The organism is Paraburkholderia sp. IW21, assembly GCF_041321145.1.
Lineage (GTDB): Bacteria > Pseudomonadota > Gammaproteobacteria > Burkholderiales > Burkholderiaceae > Paraburkholderia.
This window is the reverse complement of the sequence record NZ_JBGGWA010000005.1, coordinates 22,483-45,504: the sequence shown is the minus strand read 5'-3', so window position 1 is coordinate 45,504 and position 23,022 is coordinate 22,483. Positions and strand designations below refer to the sequence as shown.

Below are 23,022 nucleotides of genomic sequence, written 5' to 3'. Positions count from 1 at the left end.
ATCATTTTGCCAGCCCCGGGGGCACCCTGGGAGTTATTCGCCTGTATGCAATCTTCGAGACTGGCTTGCCAAAGCGGTGTTCATGCATGCGCTTTCAAATATCGCCGGACTTATATATATCCGCCTCCAGCAAGCGCCTGGAGTAAATCGATCCGTCTGAACAGTGACGAATCGGAGCTGAAACATTTCTGCATGCGCGTCATATCCGTCATTCGCTTGCCGCAATTCACGCTTACACGCATAGACCCGTATAGCGTATCGATTGGTTGGGCGCGTGGGGACGTTGCTGCGCAACCGTGTGATGTGGGTGGTCTGGGGCAGATACGCCGGGGTAGAGTCTTACGCGGACTCTCGTCGCGCTTTGGGCAAAAAATGGCATATTCATCAGGCATGGTAGAACCTTCGAGAGGTAATGTCGCTCGCAGCAATGCCGCGAGCGACCCGACCGCACCCTACGTTTTTTCTAGAAGATGTGAATCCAGCGCAAATTCACGACCGCGCCGTTTCTAAACCGATTTCTAACGAGCGTTTCCGTGTAGGTGTTGAGCCAGAATTTATCTCCCTTCGACAGGTCGTAGTAGACCCCTGGCCCGATACCAAGCACCTGCTCCCGCGAGCCCGCGATCGCGGAACCATTGACGCGGTTGTCTGTGATCTGGCGCAGATAGTATCCGTTAATACCCATGCGCAGCTTGTCCGTCACTTTGTAGGAGGCGGCAAAGTTCGTATAGAAAACCTGGCCAGCCTGGGTGTCTTCGATACCTGGGTCAAGCGGCGCGCTGCTGGCTGGTGAACCGTTCTTGAAACTGTACTGGTAGTGCGGACGCAAGCTGATCTCAAAGTCTGGACCCAGGAGAAATGTGAACGATCCAGTGATACCGATGCCCCAGAAGTGATTTCCCGGATTTATGTCTGTTGTCCGGTCATACTTGCCCGTCGGCAACATCCCATACACTTCGGCGCGACTAACAAAGACTGGATGCCCGTCAACTGTCACTGGATCCCATTGAAGGAGCGCGCCCAGGTTCATGTCACCGAGGCCTGCATGTCCACTTGTTGGCATGACTCCGGGATACGGAGGCGGTGGACTGAACGACGAATTCAGATTCACCAACGGCACGATCACGTCAATCCCGGGATGACCACCAAGAATTGTTGTTGAAGTGGGTAACTCGTAGAGAACCTGTTCCACCAACGTGGTGACGTTCAACTGCGGATCGTTGAAGAGCGGCGAATTGGAGCCGTTGTTGGTTTTATAGGCGTTGGCATGCGCGAACGTCAGATAGCTCTGTACAGCGAGATCACCAGGGTTCCCACCGAATCCGTCCAGGAATGACGTATTGCCGAGATCGAGGCCGTTCGGTAGCGTCACCGTCGGTGGTACGGCCCGGGCGTTAAGCGCGGCGTAGGCCGCGAGGCCAATAGTTATCTTCGACGCTGCGCTCTTCCAACGTCCGCGTGTGCATTTCATTGCCGTCTCCTTGTCTTTTATGATGGTTTTGTTCGAGTCGCTCCTTCACTTGAGGAGCTGTTCTGGCACGCAGTTTAGGAAGTTGGATTGGATGCGTCTTGTCTGCCAGTGACGCGTTGATGTCTGACAGTGCCTGCTGGCAACTTCGGTTTCTTGACCGCACGGTAGAGCCGCGCCACCGAGCGATTGGCCAAACTCGAATCGTCAAGCCTAGGTTGAAGTTTCTATGATTAATTCGATAAGCACTGCGATAGGTCAATGTCGTATGAGACCTCTCGCATGGAACGCTTGAGAGGTATGAGCGGGCTCGCGGCGTCGGCGCTCGGGATATCTCGTGAGATGGATGGACGAAGCACTGGATATGCAGTGTGTACAGGAGCGGGCCAGTCTGAATCCATCTATTGAAGACGGTTCCGAATCTGGTGTTCAGCATCTGGACGCTTTTTGTCGCACTGTCCCGCGATTACGCGGTTTCCGGACACTGGAACAATTCCCGGTTGTGACCCAAGGCCTTCGCCGCTAGGTTAAGACGCAATTCGGGGACACAGTTGAACGGCGTGCGCCGCTGTGGTAATCGCGTTTCTGGTTTTCGAATCAATTGAACAGGAGTCTGCATGAGCGTTACCCCTTCCTCCCGCCTTCTGGGCGACGACGTCTGGCACGGTCGTATTTTCAACGGTTCATGGTGCAATGGCGCTTCAGAGGCTGAAGTGAGCGAACCCGCCACGGGCAAGCGTCTCGCGTGCATCGGCATGGCCGATGGTGCCCTTGTCGCTGCGTCGGCGAAGACGGCGTTCGAAGCGCAGCAGCGGTGGGCCGCGCTACCCTACGACGAGCGCGCTGCCGTGTTGTGTCGTGCTGCGCGTCTTGCGGAGGAGTCGGTCGAGGAGATCCTGGGATGGATCGTGCGCGAGAGCGGTTCGACGCGCGCAAAGGCTGCCTTCGAGGCACAGGTGACGGTGAAGGCACTGCACGAAGCAAGTGCATTACCGTCGCGATCGGCGGGCGAGGTGCTGCCATCGGTTCCGGGGCGTCTGTCAGTCGCGCGCCGCCGTCCGCTTGGCGTCGTGGGCATAATTTCTCCGTTTAACTTCCCGCTGTATCTGGCCATGCGCGCCGTTGCGCCCGCGCTCGCCCTCGGCAACGCAGTGGTCCTCAAGCCGGACCCGCATACCGCGGTATGCGGCGGCATCGTTATTGCGCGTCTGTTTGAGTTGGCCGGCTTGCCAAAAGGAGTTCTGCACGTGCTGCCCGGTGACGGTGCCACGGGCGCCGGACTCACGAGCGATCCGCACGTCGCGATGATCCAGTTCGCAGGTTCGACGAACGCGGGTCGGAAGGTTGGCGAGGCGGCGGGCCGCCATCTTAAAAAGGTCTCGCTCGAGCTTGGTGGCAAACACTCGCTTATGGTTCTCGACGACGCCGATCTCGATCTCGCTGTCGCCAATACGGCGTGGGGTGCATATTTGCATCAAGGGCAGATCTGCATGGCGACGGGCCGTGTGCTCGTGCAACGCGTCGTATATGAGCGCTTCGTCCAGAAGCTTGTGGCGAAGGCATCGAGTCTGACGGTTGGCGATCCCGCCGCGGACGATGTGTCGCTTGGGCCACTTATTAATGCGACCCAACGCGATCACGTCGCGCGCGTGCTCGACGCCGCGCAGCAGGCGGGCGCACGCGTCGAAGCGGGCGGCAGTTTCCGTGGCCTTTTCTTCGAGCCGACGGTGCTCACCGGCGTGACTAAAGAAAATCCGGCCTTCAACGAGGAAATCTTCGGTCCAGTTGCGGTGGTAGTTCCGTTCGACACGGACGAGGAGGCGATAGCGCTCGCCAACGACACGGAGTACGGACTCGCGATGGCCATCGTCACATCAAACGTAGGCCGTGCGCTGCGCATGGGCGAACGTCTGCGGACCGGCCTTCTGCACATCAACGATCAGACGGTCAACGACGAAGTGATCAACCCATTCGGTGGTGTGGGTGCATCGGGAAACGGAACGAGCGTCGGCGGTCCAGCGAACTGGGAGGAATTCACGCAGTGGCAATGGCTCACGGTCAAGGGCGAAGCGCCGCTTTATCCGCTCTAAGGTGCCGGGGGATAAAGATGGCGTTGGTTCGTGTTGCGCGACAGTCCCGAGCCACATCGATCTGATCGTCGTCGAACCGCGTTACCCGGTGCAACTGCAGCGAGCCCAGGCCTGAAGGTGCCGGCGCAAGAGAGGACGTTGGCCCGGATATGGAGAAGGCCGCTGCACGACGCGCCGCGAGCGCCGTTGACGATTTGCTCCTGGTGGCGCTGGGCGACAGGGCGGCGAGTTTCAGCGGGGACATAGTCGTTCTGCAAGCTCATGAAGTCCAGCATGCACAGTTCGATGAAGCGGTCGAGGACGGCAAGCGCGGCAGCACGCTCGAAGCAATCCAGTGTCACGTAAGAATGACGCGCGGGTTTCAGTATCCTTGATACGTGTGGGCAGGACCGCCTCGAGCAAGCGGCACGCGGTCGAGAGAATTTGCATCACCCGGCCACATCTGTCTGTAGGGTCATTATCGTTGCTCTCTACAAGTTGGCTCCAAATCATCATCTGAACGGGAACGGGGTATGAAGAGTACGTCCGTGCCGTTGTCTGTGAGCTCAGGCGCTCTCGGACAACTACGCGTGGCCTGCAAGTGCTTCGCCAACGGCGAACAATTGCCGGATGCGCTCATGTCCGGACTGCTGCCCGGGGCGATAGCACGCTCATGGGCGCGCTCGCGCGATGCGGGTCTGATGCCGCGTCAGCCGCCGGAATATGAGCTTCCCGGTAGCGAGGGTGGAACGCCAGATGACCGGCGTCTGCGCAGTTGCGTCATCGATGAAATTGAGCAGCTAACGCGATCTGCCGTGCTGTTGTGGTCCGCATCACTACCTCCGCTCATGAACTTGCATCCGACGATTCGAGCCGGTACGTTTCCCACTTTCCTTACTTGTGTGCCCAGCATGCATGGGTGAGAATGTCGCCGATATCATTTGTATTCTTGCCTGCTCACGTGACATCTTTATATGATGGGCGCGAGTGATCAAACACCCTAGCTCGTTTGCTGCTACTGATCCATGCCTCAAAAAAATAGGCGGCCACTCCTCAAGCGTCCATGTCTGTGAGCTGCACACCTAGGAATTCCACACATAGCTCGAATTCGATGCGAAAGATTATTCGAGTCGGTCCGTACGGGATCCTGGCCTTGGTGCGAATCTGATTTTTGCTGCTGCGGCTGCGTGACTTGCTCGCATTGCCCAGTGGATCAACTGGTCCGGAGCATCCACGATCTCATCTGGCAGTTGACAGTAGCTGGCGACCTTGACCGGTTTTGATTGACCCTTGTAGGTGAAAGCCTGCGCGCCCAATGCATCAAAATCGGTGCGGGTCAGCTTATCCACGCGCAGATATAGCGTGTCTTTCATGAAAAGGGCGAACTGGACGCCGTTCCTCAGAAGTCCTACGCCCCCGAAAATCCGATCACTGAAATCGGGCCGATTGCACGCAGGCGATCGGCCAGCTCAAGTGCCATCTCGCGTGCGGCAGCAAGACTCATTTCGATCAGCCGCGATCTGCCGGATAGAAAGAACCGGTGATGCTTCGCAGTCTTTTCATGGATCGGGCGGCAGCGAACCCGATATCGAGCTATTCATCTCAACCGCTGCAGTGGGCAGGGTGACAGCTTGAGTCTCCTGATCGAGCGCTAGGTGCGCCCCTATTACGACGTGTTTGTCCCGCTTCTTGTGGCTGCGATCTAGTCAGGTAAGCTGACGCGCAACGATCCGGAGGTGCTGTGCTGAATGCCGATCAATGCGATCAGCAACCGCCGTGAAACCACAGTCGCCTTGACTTGAACCTATCCGTCTATCGGGCATCAACATAGCGCACTTCGCCGGATTCCCCCATCAGGAATGACAGGTTTGCATCCGCAGCAGCACGTAGATAATCCCATAGTGCCGTGATGCGGCGAAGCTTGCGCAGATCTTCGCGGCTGCTCAGCCAGAAATGGCGCGTGACTACTATCTCGTCAGGGAGAATCGGCACCAGCAGTGGATTCGACGCGGCCATGAAGCAGGGCAGAATGGCGAGCGCGTTGCCTTGCAGCGTCGCGTAATACTGGGCGATTACGCTGGTACTGCACAGACTGGCCGCGACGTTGGGAATGGTCCGGTTCAGGTAAAGCAGTTCGTGGCTGAACGCGAGGTCTGCGACGTAGTCGATGAACGCGTGATGCCGTAGATCCGTCACCGCGCCGATCGGCGCGTGGCGCTCCAGATATTCACGCGTGCCATACAGCCTGAGCCGGTAGTCGCACAGCTTGGTGAAGACGTACTGGCCGCGTTCGGGGCGCTCAAGCGTGATGGCCATATCCGCCTCACGTTTGGACAGGCTCACGAAGTGGGGTACGGGCAGCAGGTCGATCGCGATATCGGGGTGCCTGGCGGTAAAGCGCGCGAGTTGTGGTGACAGGAAGAAACAGCCGAACCCTTCCGTCGACCCGATCCGCACGTGACCGGACAATGATTGTGCAGCTCCAGCGAACTGTTCGCTTGCCGAATGCACCGAGGTTTCGACAGCGTCTGCATAGATGAGAAGGCGCTGCCCCTCCGCCGTCAGCACGAAGCCGCCCGCGCGCGATTTGTCAAACAGCACAGTGCCGAGCGCCGCCTCCAGCTCCCTCACACGACGCGCGACGGTGGTGTGGTCAACCCCCAGACGTTTCGCCGCACCGCTCGCGCGTTGGGTGCGGGCCACCTCGAGAAAATAGCGAAGATCATCCCAGTTCAGGCGCGCCTGCAGGTTGCTTGTGTTTTTTTGCATGACGGATGGGCTTTTTAGTCTATATACCATGGATATTCGAATAACTATACTCGTTCGCACATCGCTGTAACCACAGCGGTGAGTGCCGCCGTGCCACCTGCATGACGGCCGTCGAAGAAAAATATACGGAGACAACCGGATGGAAATGCAATCGACCCCCGACGGGGCAGCCATTGCCGCATCTGTTCCAAAGCGCGCCAGAGACCACCTGCTCGCGGGGTGGGCGAGCATGGCCGGCACCACGATCGAGTGGTATGACTTCTTCCTGTATGGCACGGCCGCTGCGCTCGTGTTCAACAAGATTTTCTTTCCGACGCTCGATCCGATTCTCGGCACGATGGCTGCGTTTGCGACCTACGGCGTGGGATTTATCGGACGCCCCATGGGCGGCATCATATTCGGTCACTTCGGCGACCGGATCGGCCGCAAGTCGATGCTGCTGGTCACGCTGCTGCTGATGGGCATTCCCAGCATGGTGATCGGCCTGATTCCGTCCTATCAGAGCATTGGCTACTGGGCCGCGGGCCTGCTCGTGGCGATGCGTTTCCTACAGGGCATGGCGGTCGGCGGCGAATGGGGTGGCGCGGTGCTGATGGCGGTGGAGCACGCGCCGCCTGGGCGCAAGGGATTCTTCGGCAGCCTGCCGCAAACCGGTGTGGGCTTCGGGCTGATCCTGTCCTCACTGGCGATGGCCGCCGTGACCGCGTTGCCGGAAGCCGATCTGCTGGCCTGGGGGTGGCGTGTGCCGTTTCTCGCCAGCATCCTGCTGGTGATCATCGGCTGGGTGATCCGGGTGCGCGTGCCGGAATCGCCGGACTTCGAACGCGTGAAGGCACTCGGCCAGCCCGTGAAGGCCCCGATTCTCGCTGCCATGCGGCGCCATCCGCGCGAGCTTTTGATTATTCTCGGCGCGCGGACCGCCGAAAACACCTGGTTCTACCTGGTCGTCGCATTCGCGCTGGCCTACGCAGCCAATCAGTTGAAGATTCCTAAGACCGCCATCCTGCATGCGATTACTGCAGGTGCCGTGCTGTCGCTGTTCACGATGCCGTTTTGCGGTTATCTGAGCGATCGGATCGGGCAGAAGCGGCTCTTCCTGATCGGCCTTGTCATCATGTGCATGTTTGCGGCTCCGTTCTTCGCGATGCTCGGCACGCGTCATCCGGCGACTGTGTGGTGGGCAATGGTGCTCGGGGTGGGCGTTGTGTTCCCGATTCTCTACGCGCCGGAGTCGCAGTTGTTCGCCTCCCAGTTCCCTGCCGAGATCCGTTATAGCGGAATTTCGTTATCCGTACAGATTGCCGGGGTGCTCGGCGGCGGCGTCGCGCCGATGATTGCGACCGCGTTGCTCGCGCTCGGCAGCGGCAATCCGCATTACGTGGTGGCCTATATGGTCGCGCTCGGTATCCTCGCGCTGTTCTGCACGCTGTTGATGCGTGTGCGTGACGAGCAGTGACCGGTCTTTCGCGTTGAACGATTTAAGCGTTGCCGTGAGCAGACTGCAACGTGTGACGGGTTCGCCGTCTGTCTTCCTGTTTTCCGGCGTTCGTCCGGATCTGTTTCAATCAAACGAAGAGAGTGACTTATGAATGCTGTGACCCGGGAATCCAGTGGGAATATTGGCACGGCGAGGCTGCTGATTGACGGCGAGTTCGTCGAATCGAAGACGACCGAGTGGCGCGATATCGTCAATCCGGCGACCCAGAAAGTGCTGGCACTGGTGCCGTTTGCGACAATCGACGAGGTCGATGCCGCCATCCGCTCTGCGCACGCCGCCTTCGCTACCTGGAGGAACACGCCGATCGGCGCGCGCATGCGCATCATGCTGAAGTACCAGGCGCTGGTTCGGGAACACATGCCGCATATCGCGAAGACGCTCTCCGCCGAGCAGGGCAAGACGATTCCCGATGCGGAAGGCGACATTTTCCGCGGTCTCGAAGTGGTCGAACACGCAGCCTCGATCGGCACGCTACAGCAGGGTGAGTTTGCGGAGAACGTCGCAGGCGGTGTTGATACGTATACGCTGCGCCAGCCGATCGGCGTGTGCGTCGGCATCACGCCATTCAACTTTCCGGCGATGATTCCGCTGTGGATGTTTCCGATGGCCATCGTCTGCGGCAATACCTTTGTGCTGAAGCCGTCCGAGCAGGACCCGCTGTCGACGATGCAGCTGGTCGAACTCGCACTTGAAGCGGGCGTACCGAAGGGTGTGCTGAACGTCGTGCATGGCGGCAAGGAAGTGGTCGAGGCGCTCTGCACGCACGAGCTCGTGAAAGCGATCTCGTTCGTCGGCTCGACGGCGGTGGGCACGCATGTGTATCGCCTCGGCAGTGAACACGGTAAGCGCGTGCAATCGATGATGGGCGCGAAGAACCATGCAGTGGTGCTGCCGGATGCCAACCGCGAGCAGACGCTCAATGCGCTCGCAGGTGCCGGGTTCGGCGCAGCGGGCCAGCGCTGCATGGCGACTTCGGTGGTCGTGCTGGTGGGCGCGTCGCAACAGTGGTTGCCGGATCTGGTCGAGAAGGCGAAGACGCTCAAGGTCAACGCCGGCAACGAACCGGGCACGGATATCGGCCCGGTCGTCTCGCGCGCGGCGAAGCAGCGTGTTCTCGGCCTGATCGATGCCGGTGTGAAAGAGGGCGCAATGCTCGCGCTTGACGGGCGCGATATCAAGGTACCGGGTTACGAGGACGGCAACTTTATCGGCCCGACGATCTTCACCGACGTCACGACCGAAATGGAAATCTACCGCACCGAAATTTTCGGACCGGTGCTGCTGGTGCTGAGCGTGCCGACGCTCGATGACGCGATTGCGCTCGTCAACCGCAACCCGTTCGGCAACGGTGTGGGCCTGTTCACGCAAAGCGGCGCCGCAGCGCGCAAATTCCAGAGCGAGATCGACGTGGGCCAGGTGGGCATCAATATTCCCATTCCGGTACCGGTGCCGTTCTTCAGCTTCACCGGTTCGCGCGGCTCGAAGCTGGGTGATCTCGGCCCGTATGGCAAGCAGGTCGTACAGTTCTACACGCAGACCAAAACGGTCACGGCCCGCTGGTTCGACGACGTGACGGTCAACGACGGCGTCAACACCACGATCAGCTTGCGTTGAGCGATGGGCCTTTGAAAACGAAGTGGAGACGCAACCATGAAAATCGGCTTTGTCGGACTTGGCAATATGGGTGCGCCGATGGCGCACAATCTGCTGAGGGCCGGCCATGTTGTGAACGTATTCGACCTGAACGCGCAGGCCGTGCAGGCGCTGGTCGAGGCAGGCGCGAAAGCGGCGGGTTCGCCGAAGGCGGCCGTGACGGACGTCGAATGCGTGATCACGATGTTGCCTGCGGCGGCTCATGTGCGCAACGTACTGACCGCCAACGACGGGGTGCTCGCCGGTATCGCCAGGGGCGTGACGATCATCGATTCGAGCACGATCGACCCAGCGAGCGTAAAGGCCTTCGCTGAACTTGCCGCGCAGCACGGCAACGCGTTCGTCGATGCGCCCGTTTCGGGGGGCACGGGCGGCGCAGCAGCGGGCACGCTGACGTTCATGGTGGGTGGCAGCGCGGCGGTGTACGAGCAGGTCAAGCCGGTGCTGTCGGCCATGGGCAAGAACATCGTCCATTGCGGTGATACCGGCACGGGGCAGGTCGCAAAGATCTGCAATAACCTCGTGCTGGGTGTCACGATGGCGGGCGTTGCCGAAGCGATGTCGTTGGGTGCCGCGCTCGGCATCGATCCGAAGGTGCTGGGCGGGATCATCAACACTTCCACCGGCCGTTGCTGGAGTTCAGATACCTATAACCCGTTCCCGGGTGTGATCGAAACGGCACCGTCGTCGCGCGGCTATACCGGTGGCTTTGGTACAGATCTGATGCTCAAGGACCTGGGCCTTGCCGCCGACGCCGCGAAAACCGCGCGACAACCCGTCTATCTCGGTACGCTTGCCCAGCAGCTTTATCAAACCATGAGCACGAGGGGCGCGGGACGGCTGGATTTTTCCGCGGTGATCAAGTTGTACAGCTTTGAAGAAAAACCCCGCTAAACCAGGTTCAGGGTGCAGCGGTGCTGCTATCAACGGCGCAGCTGCATTTTCGATGCTTCTCCCAGTCCGCGAGAGCACCGACTCAATTTGGCGGAACCGGGTTGTTGTTGCCGGGCGGGTTGTCATTAACTTCTGAGTCGATAGGCGCCGGGACGGGCGCCGGTCCATCTTCTGAACGCGCGATGGAACGCACTCGGTTCAGCGAATCCAAGCTCAATTGCGATCTCGTCGACGTTCTTCTCCGTATCGCAGAGAAAACTGATAGCCATGTCTCTACGCAATTCATCCTTGATGATCTGATAGGTCTGCCCTTCGTCCTTCAGTCGCCGGCGAAGGGTGGAAGCGCCCAAACCTAACCCGGTTGCCAATCCGTCAAACGTTGGCCACCTGTCGAGCGGTTGGGTCTTCAGTTTCTCCCGGATTCTTGCTGCCAGTCCATGCTGGTTCTTGTACTTCAGGACCACGTTTTCGGGAGCCGTGCGCAGAAAGCTCTTGAGAGTTTGTTCTGTCTGGATAACTGGTAGATCAAGATATGACCCGTCGAAAACAATATCGGTGCAGGGACAGCAGAATTCAAGCACGGGCGAATACATCAGGTGGTATTCCGTACTGTAGGCGGGTTCCGGATAAGCAAAATGCGCGACGCGGATTCGGATGCGCCGTCCGACGAGCCAGCACATCAGTCCGTGCAACATGACGAGCAACGTTCCGTGCGCGAATATCCGCACGGGTGTGCCTGCGCGAACATGCAGCGTTACCCGCGCGTCCGCGCGCTCAACGCTCAACGTGCAGCTCAGATCGTCAAGCAAGAGGTCAAAGTATCGCAAAGCCCGGCGCAGCGCGTGCCCGAGTGTCTGGCAATGAATCACGATATGACACAGCATCGCAAAACTGCCGACCTTCATGCGGCGCGAATCCTGGCCGAAAAATTCATCGTCGAGCGCATGGTTGATCTGGCGCCAAAGCGTGCTGTAGCTTGCTGCTGATACGCGGGTTTGAGGTAGTGCGAGCAGACGCGCCGGAACGCCTGCGGCGGCAAGAAGAGCATCAATGTCGAGGCCTCGCTCACGCACTGGCTGAAGCGCCTTCTCCACGAAGCAGATAGCGATGGTACCTTTCGGCGCGGCCAATTGCATTTCCCTTATACCCGACGAGCGATTCTATCCAATATGGCAAATTCATCCAATCACTTTGAATGGTTCGGACATGGTCATTTTCCGCTCCAGTTCACATACTCGCAATAGCGAATGATGTTCCTCTCTGACGGAAACAGGTGCGTGATTCGCCGAGCGTCTGCCACTGTTAGGCGCGGCTTTCCCACCCTTTAATTCTTGCTGATAACAGATGCCAGACTTCTTCACTGACGAGCAGCGAATGATCCGCGACGCGGCCCGCGACTTCGCTACCCGATGCCTGGCGCCGCACGCGGCGAAGTGGGATCGTGATGGCGACATCCCACAAAACATCGTTTCGCAGCTCGGTGAGCTGGGCCTGATGGGGATGATTGTTCCAGCAGAGTGGGGTGGTACCTACACGGATTACGTTGCCTATGCGCTTGCAATGGAAGAAATCGCGGCCGGTTGTGCGTCGTGCGCAACGATGATGAGCGTGCACAATTCCGTCGGATGCGGCCCTATCCTGAACTTTGGAACCCACGAGCAGAAGTCACTCTATCTGGGGGATCTCGCCAGTGGGCGCGCGATCGGTGCGTTTTGTCTGACGGAGCCTCAAGCCGGCTCGGAGGCGCACAATCTGCGCACCCGTGCGGTGTTGCGCGACGGAATGTGGGTCCTCAATGGGAGCAAACAGTTCGTGACCAATGGTAGGCGGGCCGCAGTGGCCATTGTGTTTGCGGTCACGGATCTGGACGCTGGCAAGCGCGGTATTTCCGCGTTTATCGTGCCGACCCACACGCCAGGTTTCAAGGTCGGCAAGCCAGAGAAAAAATTGGGGATACGCGCATCGGATACGTGCCCAGTCACGCTGGAAGACTGCACCGTGCCTGAGAGCAGCGTGCTTGGTCGTCGTGGAGAAGGGTTGAAGATCGCGTTGTCGAATCTCGAGGGCGGCCGGATCGGCATTGCAGCCCAGGCGATTGGTATCGCGCGTGCGGCGTTTGACGCCGCACGCTCTTATGCAGCGCAGCGGATTCAGTTCGGAAAACCGATACGGGAACACCAGTCTGTGGGCAACATGCTGGCTGACATGATCACCCGTCTAAACGCCGCACGCCTGCTCGTTCATCATGCGGCGCGTCTGCGCAGCGCCGGGCTACCCTGTCTGTCGGAAGCGTCCCAGGCCAAACTATATGCATCGGAAGTTGCCGAGGAGGTTTGCTCGCGGGCGATCGAGATCCATGGCGGATATGGGTATCTTGAAGACTATCCTGTCGAACGGCATTACCGGGACGCCCGGATTACGCAGATCTACGAAGGCACCAGCGAAGTACAACGCATGGTCATCGCAAGGCAGCTCGATTGACGTCGCATGAATGCCGTGCGCCATGCGGGTGATTTGCCACTCAACAAACAGCCGGCGTGAAATTCATTTCGTGCCGTACGTCACTACCAGGTCGACAGGAGGAGTTCCAATGAGTGCTGAAATGATCGGTGTGGACCATTTGAACGACGGCACGGTCGCCGTACTCACGCTCAGGCGTCCCCCTGCTAACGCGTTTACGCCCGAGGGATTGAGCCAGCTGCAACGCGCGATAGAGTCGCTGGATGAAGACGAACGGGTGCGCGCCGTTGTCGTCACAGGGGACGGCCCGAAGTTTTTCAGTGCCGGGGCTGATCTCAATGCCTTCGCCGACGGGAATCACGACGTCGCGCGGGTGGCGGCCCAGCGTTTCGGCGCAGCCTTCGAGGCGCTGCAGAACGCAAGTCCGGTCGTGATTGCCGCAATCAATGGTTATGCAATGGGTGGCGGGCTTGAATGTGCACTTGCGTGCGACATCCGCATTGCCGAGGACCAGTCGCAACTGGCGTTGCCCGAAACTGCAGTCGGTCTGCTGCCGTGTGGATGCGGGACCCAGACGCTGCCCTGGCTGGTAGGGGAGGGATGGGCCAAGCGGATGATTCTGACGGGCGAACGGGTCGACGCGGCGACGGCGCTTCGCATCGGTCTGGTGGAAGAGGTCGTCGGCCGGGGTGCTGCGCGCGATGCGGCTGTCGCAATGGCGCAGCGCGTTATCACGCTGAGTCCGCAGGCTGTGACGTTCAGCAAGGGATTGATCCATCACGCACGCAACGGTGTCCCCCGGGCGGCCGCTCTGGCACTCGAGCGCGAACGGTTTGTTGATCTGTTCGACGGAGCCGATCAGCAGGAGGGCGTCCGTGCGTTCCTTGAAAAGCGTGCGCCTAAGTGGCGCAACGCCTGATGCGCCAGTGAGGAACAACATGAACGTCGACCCGCAGCCGGAAACAGCGGCGCAAGAACTAGTGATTCAGGAAATCAATCACGTGGGCGTTGTCACGCTAAGGCGCCCCAATGCTCACAATGCCCTCACCCACGCGATGGTATTGGGCTTGACCGAGCGTCTTTCACAATGGAAGAACGATCCAGCGATCCGCGCGGTGGTCATTCGTGGTGCTGGGGATAGGGCCTTTTGTGCGGGTGGGGACATCCGGGCGCTGTATCAGAGCTATCACGACCGCACCCCGTTATATCGGGACTTTTTCGTCGACGAGTACCTCCTAGACTACATGCTTCATCAGTATCCCAAACCCTGTGTCGCGGTGATGGATGGCCTGGTGATGGGCGGTGGAATGGGCATCGCCCAGGGTGCGGCTCTGCGAGTCGTGACCTCGCGCAGCCAGATTGCGATGCCCGAAACAGCGATCGGGCTTTTTCCCGACGTCGGTGCGAGTTACTTTCTGGCGAAAATGCCGTTCGAACTTGGCCTGTATCTGGGGATAACCGGCGTGACGTTGAATGCCGCGGACGCATTGTTCGCGGGTCTGGCGGATACGTTCGCGGAGGGCGAGCGCCTGTATGATCTCGACGGCCTGCTATCCGCTATCACATGGACCCAGGAACCGTTGGCAGATCTGCGCAGTGCGATACGGACAGGGCACCGCGCCGATTCCGGTCGGCCTTCACTTGAGGGGCTGATGCCAGCCATCCAGCGTCATTTCGATCCGGCGCGGAGCGTCGGCGAGGTTATCGACTCGCTGGATGAGGAACGTGATCCGCGTTACGTCGAATGGGCGAGTACCACCGCGGAGATCTTGCGCCAGCGTTCACCGCTGATGATGTGTGTAACCATAGAACAACTGTTGCGGGGCCGGCAGGCGGAACTTGCCGATTGCTTTCGCATGGAACTGGGGATGGTCTATCGGGCGTTCGATGACGGAGATGTCATCGAGGGAATTCGTGCACTACTCATCGACAAGGACAAGAGGCCGCGATGGCGTGCTGCAACTCTTGACGAAGTCACGCAGCCAATGGTCAGCAGATTTTTTGATTCCCCGTGGAGTCGCGAGGAGCATCCACTGCGGGATCTCGCCTAGACCGGCTGAATGCGCGATTCGCTCGCCTACTTATCACGGCGGTTTCGGCTGCGTGGAGCACTCCTGGTCAGAAGGCAGAAGAAGCGGAACCATCGGATATGTGTCGGGGACAGACGCGTTTCCCGGTTTCGCGATTTGGTGGTCCGCGCGGACAATTTCGTTAAACATTTGGAAGATATTCTCGAATGAAGATTCTGGTGCCAGTGAAGAGAGTGGTCGATTACAACGTGAAAGCCCGTGTGAAGTCGGACGGCACGGGCGTCGACATCGTGAATGTAAAGATGTCGATGAACCCGTTCGACGAAATTGCGATGGAAGAAGCGGTGCGCCTGAAGGAGGCGGGTGTCGCGACAGAAGTCATCGCGGTGTCGGCCGGTGTGACGCAGGCGCAGGAAACGCTGCGCACGGCGCTGGCGATTGGCGCGGACCGCGCGATCCTGATAGAGTCGAACGAAGAGCTGCAGCCGCTGGCGGTGGCCAAACTGCTGAAGGCGCTGGTCGATAAGGAACAGCCTTCGCTCGTCATTCTCGGCAAGCAGGCCATCGACGACGACTCGAACCAGACCGGCCAGATGCTCGCCGCGCTGGCGAACCTGCCGCAGGCGACGTTTGCCTCGAAAGTGGTGGTTGCGGACGGCAAGGCGGCAGTGTCGCGTGAAGTGGATGGCGGCGCCGAAACGCTGTCGCTGACGCTGCCGGCGGTGATCACCACCGACCTGCGCCTCAATGAGCCGCGCTACGTGACGCTGCCGAACATCATGAAGGCGAAGAAAAAGCCGCTGGAGACGCTCAAGCCCGAGGACCTCGGTGTCGATGTGGCACCGCGTCTGAAGACGCTGAAGGTGGTGGAGCCGCCGAAGCGCAGCGCCGGCGTGAAGGTGCCGGATGTGAAGACGCTGGTCGAGAAGCTGAAGACCGAAGCCAAGGTGCTGTAAGGAGACGGACGAAATGACGAATCTGGTAATTGCTGAACACGACAACGCGTCGATCAAGGCCGCGACGCTGAACACGATTGCCGCCGCGCAGAAGGTTGGTGGCGATATCCACGTGCTGGTCGCAGGTCATAACGCGCAGGCCGCAGCCGATGCAGCAGCGAAGATTGCAGGCGTTAGCAAGGTGCTACTGGCCGACGCCCCGCAGCTCGAAGCAGGCCTCGCAGAAAACGTCGAAGCGACAGTGCTGAACATCGCGAAGGACTACTCGCACATCTTCGCGCCAGCGACGGCCTACGGCAAGAACATCGCCCCGCGTATCGCCGCGAAGCTGGATGTCGCACAGATCAGCGACATCACCGCCGTGGACAGCGCCGACACGTTCGAGCGTCCGATCTACGCGGGTAACGCAATCGCGACGGTCCAATCGGCTGACCCGATCAAGGTCATCACGGTCCGTACGACCGGCTTCGACCCGGTTGCAGCAGAAGGTGGCGGCGCTCCGGTCGAGAAGATCGAAGCGGCAGCGGATACCGGCCTCTCGCAATTCGTGAGCCGTGAAGTGACGAAGCTGGATCGTCCGGAACTGACCTCGGCGAAGATCATCGTCTCGGGCGGCCGGGGTCTCGGCAACGGCGAGAACTACACCAAAGTTCTCGAGCCGCTGGCCGACAAGCTGAACGCAGCGCTGGGCGCATCGCGCGCAGCGGTCGATGCGGGCTTCGTGCCGAACGACTATCAGGTCGGCCAGACCGGCAAGATCGTCGCGCCGCAACTGTACGTGGCGGTCGGCATCTCGGGTGCGATCCAGCATCTGGCCGGGATGAAGGATTCGAAGGTCATCGTGGCGATCAACAAGGACCCGGAAGCGCCGATCTTCAGCGTCGCCGATTATGGTCTGGTGGGCGATCTGTTCACGGTCGTGCCGGAACTTGCCAGTCAACTAGCTCACCTGGATTGAACATCCGCCCGCGACGGACCAGTTACGGTTCTGTCGCGTTAAGGCGGGAGAAGTTGTAGTCGGGACTGGTCAGGATGCTTTAGCTGCCGATGAAGAGGACCTGAACACCGCGAAAGGTGTTTGCCGCGGGTGTCCGCCTGAGGGCTGAAGCGCCTTCACTATCTGTTGATGTGATGCCGCTGTGCGTGCGATGGTAGGTCGCCTTCTCACGAGAAGTGATGAGCGCCGAGCGCGATAACTGACGGCGAAAACCGCTTTCCGCGGGTGTTTCAGTCGATCGACGAGCAATATTGCAATACGTGGTACCGGGTACTGCCGGACCAGCAACAACAGTTGTGCCGGACGCTCAAGGAACACTGCGCGTGCTTTGGTACTACTGGCAATAGTCGTCGTCCGGGCTGTCCGGTATTCTGGCTCCCGCGAGGGCATGTGTGGTTGGCGCAGCGCTCGCAAGAGCGTTCGCTCACCTCGGCCGCTTTCGATCAGGCCTGATGCTCTTCCCGCTGACGAGACCTCGCATCAGGCATCGCTGCGCCATGCGGTGAGCAAATACTTGATGTGAAGAACTGGATGCCTTAATTGGGGTCGTCGGGGTCTGCGCGGGCTACATGCGAGCGTGTGCGCGTCAGGCTCACATCGAGCGGGTAATGATGCAGGCGTTTGCGCACTCGGGCCACCGCCGCATTGAGCGTCTTCGTCAGGCTTTCAGTCGTTCACATGGTGCCGCACGTCATAGCTCATGGCCTTCTTGCAACAAAACCCCGAAAAGAGTATTCACGACCCCGCCGGAAATGCGTGTCCGGCCATAGCGGATGGAAATCGCTCCGGAAATGGACAGGTCGCCTTATCCTTGGAAAGCTGAAAAGGAGTTTAGTCATGGCAGAAGCACAACACACCGCGTCCGGCACCGTCGCTGAGCTGACCTATCCCTTCGCGGGGCCGCCAGCACCTGGGCAGACGCTGGAAGTAGCGCCGGGCGTGCTATGGATCCGGATGCCGATGCCTTTGGCGCTTGATCACATCAATTTGTGGGCGATTGCGGATGGCGCGGGCTGGACGGTCGTCGATACAGGTTTGCGCAATGCGGGCACGGCAGAAGTCTGGGAGGATTTATTCGAAGGGGCTTTAGGGGGCCGCCCGGTCACCCGCGTCATCGTGACGCACATGCATCCGGATCACATTGGCATGGCAGGATGGCTTACGCGCAGATTTAACTGCCGGCTATGGATGACGCGTCTCGAGTACCTGCACTGCAGGGTGCTGGTCGCGGACAATGGCCGCGAAGCTCCACCTGACGCGATCAGGTTCCTGCTCGGTGCGGGATGGGATGACACGGCAATCGAGGGTTATCGTGCACGCTTCGGCAACTTCGGGAAGGGCACCTATGCGTTGCCAGACAGCTATCGCCGGTTGCGCGACAAGGAAGTGGTGCGCATTGGGCAACACGACTGGGTCGTGGTGGTGGGTAATGGCCACTCGCCCGAACACGCGTGTCTGTGGTCGCCGGAACTGAAGCTGCTCATTTCGGGCGACCAGGTGTTACCACGCATTTCTTCGAATGTCTCTGTTCATCCGATGGAGCCGGATGCTGATCCTATGAGCGACTGGTTGACGTCGCTGAAAAAGATTGCCAGTAACGTACCGGACGATGTGCTCGTATTGCCAGGACACAACGAATGCTTTCACGGCTTGCATGCGCGCCTGGCAAGCCTCGCTGCGGGACAGGAGGCGGCTTTGGAGCGTCTGAAAATAGCGCTGGCCAAGGAGCCTCGCCGTGTGGTGGACGTATTTCCGGCGCTGTTTCGACGACCGGTCACTGGAAGTGATGCGCAATTGTTGGGTCTCGCGACTGGCGAAAGCCAGGCTTGCCTGAATTACCTGCTATATCGAGGAGACATTTCGGTGGACGTTGATGCCGGTGGAGTGCGCTGGTATAGCCTTTGCGGGGCGCGGAGTGAAGCGGTTGGCAGCTGATGTCCTGGTGGGCTGGTTTGCCACGAGAACTTCCGGTTCAAACCGGCATTGCCAGTGCGGCACGCAGTACGGCAGACTGAAATCGTCGGTGCACATTGATCCCGAAGCAGCGCCCGCGTCGCATCAGGTGGGTGTCGGCCCCCGCCTGGACATCGCGCTTGGCGGGCGATCGGGCATCGCCGGCGATGCGCTGTTGCGGCCGTTCCTGTTTCCGTGCTATGAAGCGGGCCATTGCCCGACGAAATGGTTCAGGACGTGCAATAGGTCGACCTTATCCGGCTGGGTCCCCCAGTGACTGTCGCCCGAGCAAGAGGCTACCACGAACCAGGAATGCGGCGGAGAGAGGTCGTGTGAGACCACCCCGTCAGCAAAGATCCGGAGCCGACCGGTGCCCGCATGAAACTCCGCTTTGAACGAGGCATTTCCGACTTTCTTCCTCACACGGGTTGGTTTGAACATAACTCGCTCCTGCACATCGAATATAGACGTCGCGATCGTGCGGTGTTGGTGGGTTGCCGCCTGATCTTTGCGCTGGCGGCTCTCGTGATATCGGGCCGATCCACGATGTCAGGTGTGCCGACCTGCATGCGATGACGAACCATGGAGAGCAAAGCTGTGGGTTCTTGCATCTAACGAAAACCGTGCAGATCGGATACGTTATTCCGCGCACTGTTCCGGAGCCATCGACGGTCGCTCGGTGCGGGGAGGACACACGTTCCAGATGCCGCCTTTGTGCCGGAAGAAGAGCACGGACAGACGCCCGCACCTGATTTCGACGCAGGTATAGCGCGCCGTCGTCCTGCCACCGCGAATTGTCCGCACTACCCGGGCTGGCATAGCCGGACCAGGTCTCAACCACTTTTCAACCAGGTCACGCAGGGTTCTGCCTTGGTTGTCCATTTCGTACTCTCGGTCCTATGTCGGGTCGTCAAGGGAGGGTTCCGGCCATACGTCCGGTAGAAAATTGGCCCGCCAGTCATGGCGCAACCGGCCACACCTCCATGCGGTGGCGGGTTGTTGCATAACGGTACGCATCGACAGGTCTTTCTGATTGTCGATGTGAACATCGCTCCAGTGATCGGTGCGGTTTGCCGTAAGTGTGTAAATTTGTTCTTGCAGACGTCCTGGTGAGCTGTCTGGTACAGATCCCTTTGCCTTCCAGGACGAATTCGCCGCATCGTTAGAACATATGCCTGATGCCAACGTTCACGCCCACAGTCGTTCCTCTCGGCGGCGCGAAGGTAGTCGGGGCGTTCAGCGCCAGGGACGTGTTCATGTCCGCGTCGTTATGGACTACGCCGACCTGCCCGTATAGGGTTGTGCGTTTCGACAGGAAATACTGTGCTCCCACCCGATACAGCATGGACTTGTTTGCCCGGACATTGGTGTCCTGCGAGGCATAGGCGATCGCGGTCAGCGCCACAGCGGGGGTTACAAGCCATTCCGCCCCTGCCCCATACACGTTCACGTTAGTCAACGGAGCATCTGTCGACATGTTGCGAAACTTGCTGAACGACAATCTGGCCGTCACGGGACCTACCGCATAGCCTGCATTCGCCGTAACGCCGCGATATGTCGAAGCACCGCTTGCCGGATCGTTCTCCGTAAAGTATGCGGCGGTGGCACTGAACGGCCCGTTGTCGTAGTTCGCCGAAGCGCCCGTATGGCTGCCTGCCCTGAAATCGCCCGCAACGTTTCCGAATCCGCGGTCGATCCGGATCTGCAGACCTGCAATAGTGGGTGACGTGTAACTGAGGCCGTTACTTACGATCGCGCCGGCGAGGCCCAACGTATCGATCTCAGTGGTCACCGCACTTGCGAAGAATGAAGATCCTACCGGGTCGTTAAGGGCAACGGCATTGAAGAAGCTGGATATTTCCAATCCCGCGTGCAAGGTACCGTATGGCGTCTCGACCCCGACGTAAGCATTGCGCCCCCAAAAATTTCCGTTTGAATTTCCTAATCCTCCGTTCACGGTGGAGAAGCCGCTTTCGAGCTTGAAAACAGCTTTATATCCTGCGCCCAGATCTTCAGCGCCAGTCATGCCCCATAAAGTTGGCCAACCACCTGCGTCGAGCGCGGCGAATCCCTTACCTGCGTCGTTAGCGGTTCGCGACTGGTACAGGATCCCGGTATCGAGAATGCCGTATATGGTGACGCTACTTTGCGCATGAACGTCGTTGGCAATAACACCTAATACGGCAGATAGAGCAAGAAGCTGCGACAGTTTCATTGAATCGTCTCCTTAAATCGAATATTTATTACTATTAATTTAGTATTGCTAAATAGAATAATTCTGGACCATGAGCCGATATGTGCGTGGCGATCCTCGTGCTGCGACGAAACCACCTTCACCTGTTAGCAATCAACGGCGACCCTCCTGTCGCCGAAGAACCTTCTTTCCGGTCAGTACAGCATCATTTTCGGCTAGGCGTCTTTCCGGAAAGCCCGTACCAGGATTTCGGCTCGTTCGGATAAACGCCACAGGTGGCCTGATTTCCAGACGCCAGTGACCACAACCAAATCGTTTGGCTACACCGCCGCATCACGGCGCAGACGGCGAACGCTGCCGTCACCATCGCATGAGATGTAGATCGCTCCAGTCCTGTCGGCAGCGAGTCCTGCAAACGCGTGCAAGGGCCCCGGCATCAGGTTCTCGATACCAGGAAGCTGTCGCGGGACGATGTTCGGAGCGGGGCCAACCGGCAAGGAACTTGCAAGTCGTTGCGCGGAGCCGTCCTCGAGCGAGACAGCGTATAGCGTCTTGGCACCCCGATCGAGGACGTTCAATGCAGCGTCTGCGATGGCCAGTCCGTGTGGTTCAACAAGCCCATCCAGTACCGTCGCAACATCGCCGTGGAGCAGTTCGACCACCCGGCCGCCGGCACCCTCAGAGACGAAACTGCGGCCATCCGCCGTGCAGGCGATGCCAGTCGGAAAACGCAAGCCGGTCGCGAGCGCGCGCGTGCTTCCATCCGGTGCGTGCTCGATGACGCGTCCACGGCCCGCCTCGCACATTCGGATAGCTCCATTCGGGAGCACGGCGAGACCCATGGGCTGGTCGAGGTCGGATAGCAGGAACGTGGCTTCCTCGCCCGCACGATAACGCGCAAGCCCGCCCGCGCTATTGGTCACGAAAACCGTGCCGTCGTCGGTCACAGCGATGCCGCGAATGTAGCCGGGAAAGCCATGATTCAGGAGGTTTGCAGGCTGCTGCAACTGTCCGGAAGTATCGACAACTGCCAGAGTCATGCCGTCGGCGATGTGGACTGATCCATTCCTGTCGACCGCGATCCCGAATGGTCCGACGAGACCGGGAGCGACCAGGGTTTGGACATTGCCGTCCGCACCGATTTCGGTGATGCCGCCATCAGTGAAATGCGAGACGAACAGACGGCCGTCTCCATCGAAGACAAGATTGTCAGTGCCCGGTCGCAACTTTGCGAGCGTTTTGCGCATGCCGCTGACGACGTCAATCCAGGTGATCTCGCCTGAACCTGCTTCAGTTACGACCAGCCCCCCGTTCTGCAGATCGAATTTCACTGCGGTGGGAGTCGACAGGCCGCTTGCTACGCATTCTGGAGAACCATTCTCGACCGCGACACGCCAGATCTCGCCGGTGGCAACAAGCGGAAAATAGAGCTTCCCGTCGGGGCCCATCGACAGTGCGTTCGGTAGCGTGAGGTTCTCCGCGATTACGCGAGGCGAGCGACCATCTGTGTAGAGTTCGAGTACCCGACCGCCGACACGGAATTCATCAACGAAGATCCGATCGCCGTGAACCGTGATGCCGTTGGCGGTCGGCAGACCATCATTGAGCACGCGCACGGTGCCATCGGCGGATCGCATGCTCACGCGATCTGTCATGACTTCCGTGGCGAACAGATTGCCCTGCGAGTCGAAGGCGAGGTCATCAGGCGCGACGATATCGCTACCGACCGGCGTGACTGTTGTGGCCACGCCATTACGTGTATCGATCGCGCTGATCTGACTGCCGAAGCACTGCGCGACATAGAGTTTGCCATCCGGGCCAAAGCGCATGCCATTGGCACCGTACAGAAGGCTCGGGGGAACAATCTCATCGTAGGCCCACCCCTTGGCTACATCGGTGTTGTGTGACGCGTAACGGCTTGGATTCAAGACGACCTCCTGTAAGGCGTGTAATGTCTCCCTGATCCTTGGGGATCAAGGATGTCTTTGCTGTTGCACGGTTTCGCTCCCATCGGGTTGCGTTCTGGCGCGCTAACGACGATGGGTGGTTGGGCGATCGGCAAGTTTATGTTGACGTGGGGA

At 59.4% G+C, this 23,022-nt stretch carries 17 protein-coding genes and 1 pseudogene; 11 read left to right on the top strand and 7 right to left on the bottom strand.

The features are described from left to right. Positions 1-463: 463 nt before the first annotated feature. The gene (locus ACAX43_RS13425) at positions 464-1,471 is read right to left on the bottom strand and encodes a transporter (RefSeq protein ID WP_370708891.1); all 1,008 of its coding nucleotides are present in this window, start codon (positions 1,469-1,471) and stop codon (positions 464-466) included. 614 nt (positions 1,472-2,085) lie between these two features. Here ACAX43_RS13425 and ACAX43_RS13420 point away from each other — a divergent pair. Both ACAX43_RS13420 and ACAX43_RS13415 read left to right on the top strand, forming a co-directional pair. Beyond that, complete coding sequence (locus tag ACAX43_RS13420) at positions 2,086-3,558, top strand: benzaldehyde dehydrogenase (RefSeq protein WP_370708890.1); 1,473 nt, start codon at positions 2,086-2,088, stop codon at positions 3,556-3,558. A gap of 149 nt (positions 3,559-3,707) precedes the next feature. Next, on the top strand, positions 3,708-3,932 hold the full coding sequence (locus ACAX43_RS13415) for a hypothetical protein (protein WP_370708889.1): 225 nt from the start codon (positions 3,708-3,710) through the stop codon (positions 3,930-3,932). 726 nt (positions 3,933-4,658) lie between these two features. Here ACAX43_RS13415 and ACAX43_RS13410 read toward each other — a convergent pair. Both ACAX43_RS13410 and ACAX43_RS13405 read right to left on the bottom strand, forming a co-directional pair. Continuing rightward, entirely contained in the window at positions 4,659-4,961 is a 303-nt protein-coding gene (locus ACAX43_RS13410; RefSeq protein WP_370709322.1) for a TfoX/Sxy family protein, read from the bottom strand. Positions 4,962-5,349: 388 nt separating this feature from the next. Continuing rightward, positions 5,350-6,306 carry a LysR family transcriptional regulator gene (locus ACAX43_RS13405; protein WP_370708888.1) on the bottom strand — a complete coding sequence of 319 codons (957 nt, stop codon included), beginning with the start codon at positions 6,304-6,306 and terminating at the stop codon, positions 5,350-5,352. Between the two features lie 139 nt (positions 6,307-6,445). Between ACAX43_RS13405 and ACAX43_RS13400 the strand changes: the two genes are divergently transcribed. From ACAX43_RS13400 to mmsB, 3 genes are all read left to right on the top strand, one after another. Continuing rightward, entirely contained in the window at positions 6,446-7,762 is a 1,317-nt protein-coding gene (locus ACAX43_RS13400; protein ID WP_370708887.1) for an MFS transporter, read from the top strand. Between the two features lie 129 nt (positions 7,763-7,891). After that, positions 7,892-9,418, top strand: coding sequence for a CoA-acylating methylmalonate-semialdehyde dehydrogenase (locus ACAX43_RS13395; protein ID WP_370708886.1), 1,527 nt, complete (start codon positions 7,892-7,894; stop codon positions 9,416-9,418). Between the two features lie 36 nt (positions 9,419-9,454). After that, positions 9,455-10,351 (top strand): 3-hydroxyisobutyrate dehydrogenase, encoded by an 897-nt coding sequence (mmsB, locus tag ACAX43_RS13390; RefSeq protein ID WP_370708885.1) that lies wholly within the window; start codon positions 9,455-9,457, stop codon positions 10,349-10,351. 125 nt (positions 10,352-10,476) lie between these two features. Here the strand turns inward: mmsB and ACAX43_RS13385 are convergent, their stop codons facing one another. Then, positions 10,477-11,487 (bottom strand): AraC family transcriptional regulator, encoded by a 1,011-nt coding sequence (locus tag ACAX43_RS13385; RefSeq protein WP_370708884.1) that lies wholly within the window; start codon positions 11,485-11,487, stop codon positions 10,477-10,479. A gap of 208 nt (positions 11,488-11,695) precedes the next feature. Between ACAX43_RS13385 and ACAX43_RS13380 the strand changes: the two genes are divergently transcribed. The 5 genes from ACAX43_RS13380 (at position 11,696) to ACAX43_RS13360 (ending at position 16,755) form a co-directional block, all read left to right on the top strand. Beyond that, positions 11,696-12,832 (top strand): acyl-CoA dehydrogenase, encoded by a 1,137-nt coding sequence (locus ACAX43_RS13380; protein ID WP_370708883.1) that lies wholly within the window; start codon positions 11,696-11,698, stop codon positions 12,830-12,832. Between the two features lie 121 nt (positions 12,833-12,953). Further along, complete coding sequence (locus ACAX43_RS13375; RefSeq protein WP_370709321.1) at positions 12,954-13,730, top strand: enoyl-CoA hydratase; 777 nt, start codon at positions 12,954-12,956, stop codon at positions 13,728-13,730. A gap of 19 nt (positions 13,731-13,749) precedes the next feature. Next, positions 13,750-14,862, top strand: a complete 1,113-nt coding sequence (locus ACAX43_RS13370; RefSeq protein ID WP_370708882.1) for an enoyl-CoA hydratase/isomerase family protein — start codon at positions 13,750-13,752, stop codon at positions 14,860-14,862. Positions 14,863-15,047: 185 nt separating this feature from the next. Beyond that, positions 15,048-15,797, top strand: coding sequence for an electron transfer flavoprotein subunit beta/FixA family protein (locus tag ACAX43_RS13365; protein WP_370708881.1), 750 nt, complete (start codon positions 15,048-15,050; stop codon positions 15,795-15,797). Between the two features lie 13 nt (positions 15,798-15,810). Then, a complete protein-coding gene (locus ACAX43_RS13360) occupies positions 15,811-16,755 on the top strand; it encodes an electron transfer flavoprotein subunit alpha/FixB family protein (RefSeq protein ID WP_370708880.1) in 945 nt (314 codons plus the stop codon). Between the two features lie 602 nt (positions 16,756-17,357). Here ACAX43_RS13360 and ACAX43_RS13355 read toward each other — a convergent pair. Beyond that, positions 17,358-17,456, bottom strand: a pseudogene (locus tag ACAX43_RS13355) (IS6 family transposase); the annotation flags it as partial. 175 nt (positions 17,457-17,631) lie between these two features. Here ACAX43_RS13355 and ACAX43_RS13350 point away from each other — a divergent pair. Then, positions 17,632-18,729 (top strand): MBL fold metallo-hydrolase, encoded by a 1,098-nt coding sequence (locus tag ACAX43_RS13350; RefSeq protein ID WP_370708879.1) that lies wholly within the window; start codon positions 17,632-17,634, stop codon positions 18,727-18,729. Positions 18,730-19,909: 1,180 nt separating this feature from the next. Here the strand turns inward: ACAX43_RS13350 and ACAX43_RS13345 are convergent. Together ACAX43_RS13345 and ACAX43_RS13340 are read right to left on the bottom strand one after the other, a co-directional pair. Beyond that, positions 19,910-20,962, bottom strand: a complete 1,053-nt coding sequence (locus ACAX43_RS13345; protein WP_171916295.1) for a porin — start codon at positions 20,960-20,962, stop codon at positions 19,910-19,912. Between the two features lie 299 nt (positions 20,963-21,261). Continuing rightward, positions 21,262-22,869, bottom strand: a complete 1,608-nt coding sequence (locus ACAX43_RS13340) for a hypothetical protein (protein WP_370708878.1) — start codon at positions 22,867-22,869, stop codon at positions 21,262-21,264. Positions 22,870-23,022 lie beyond the last annotated feature (153 nt).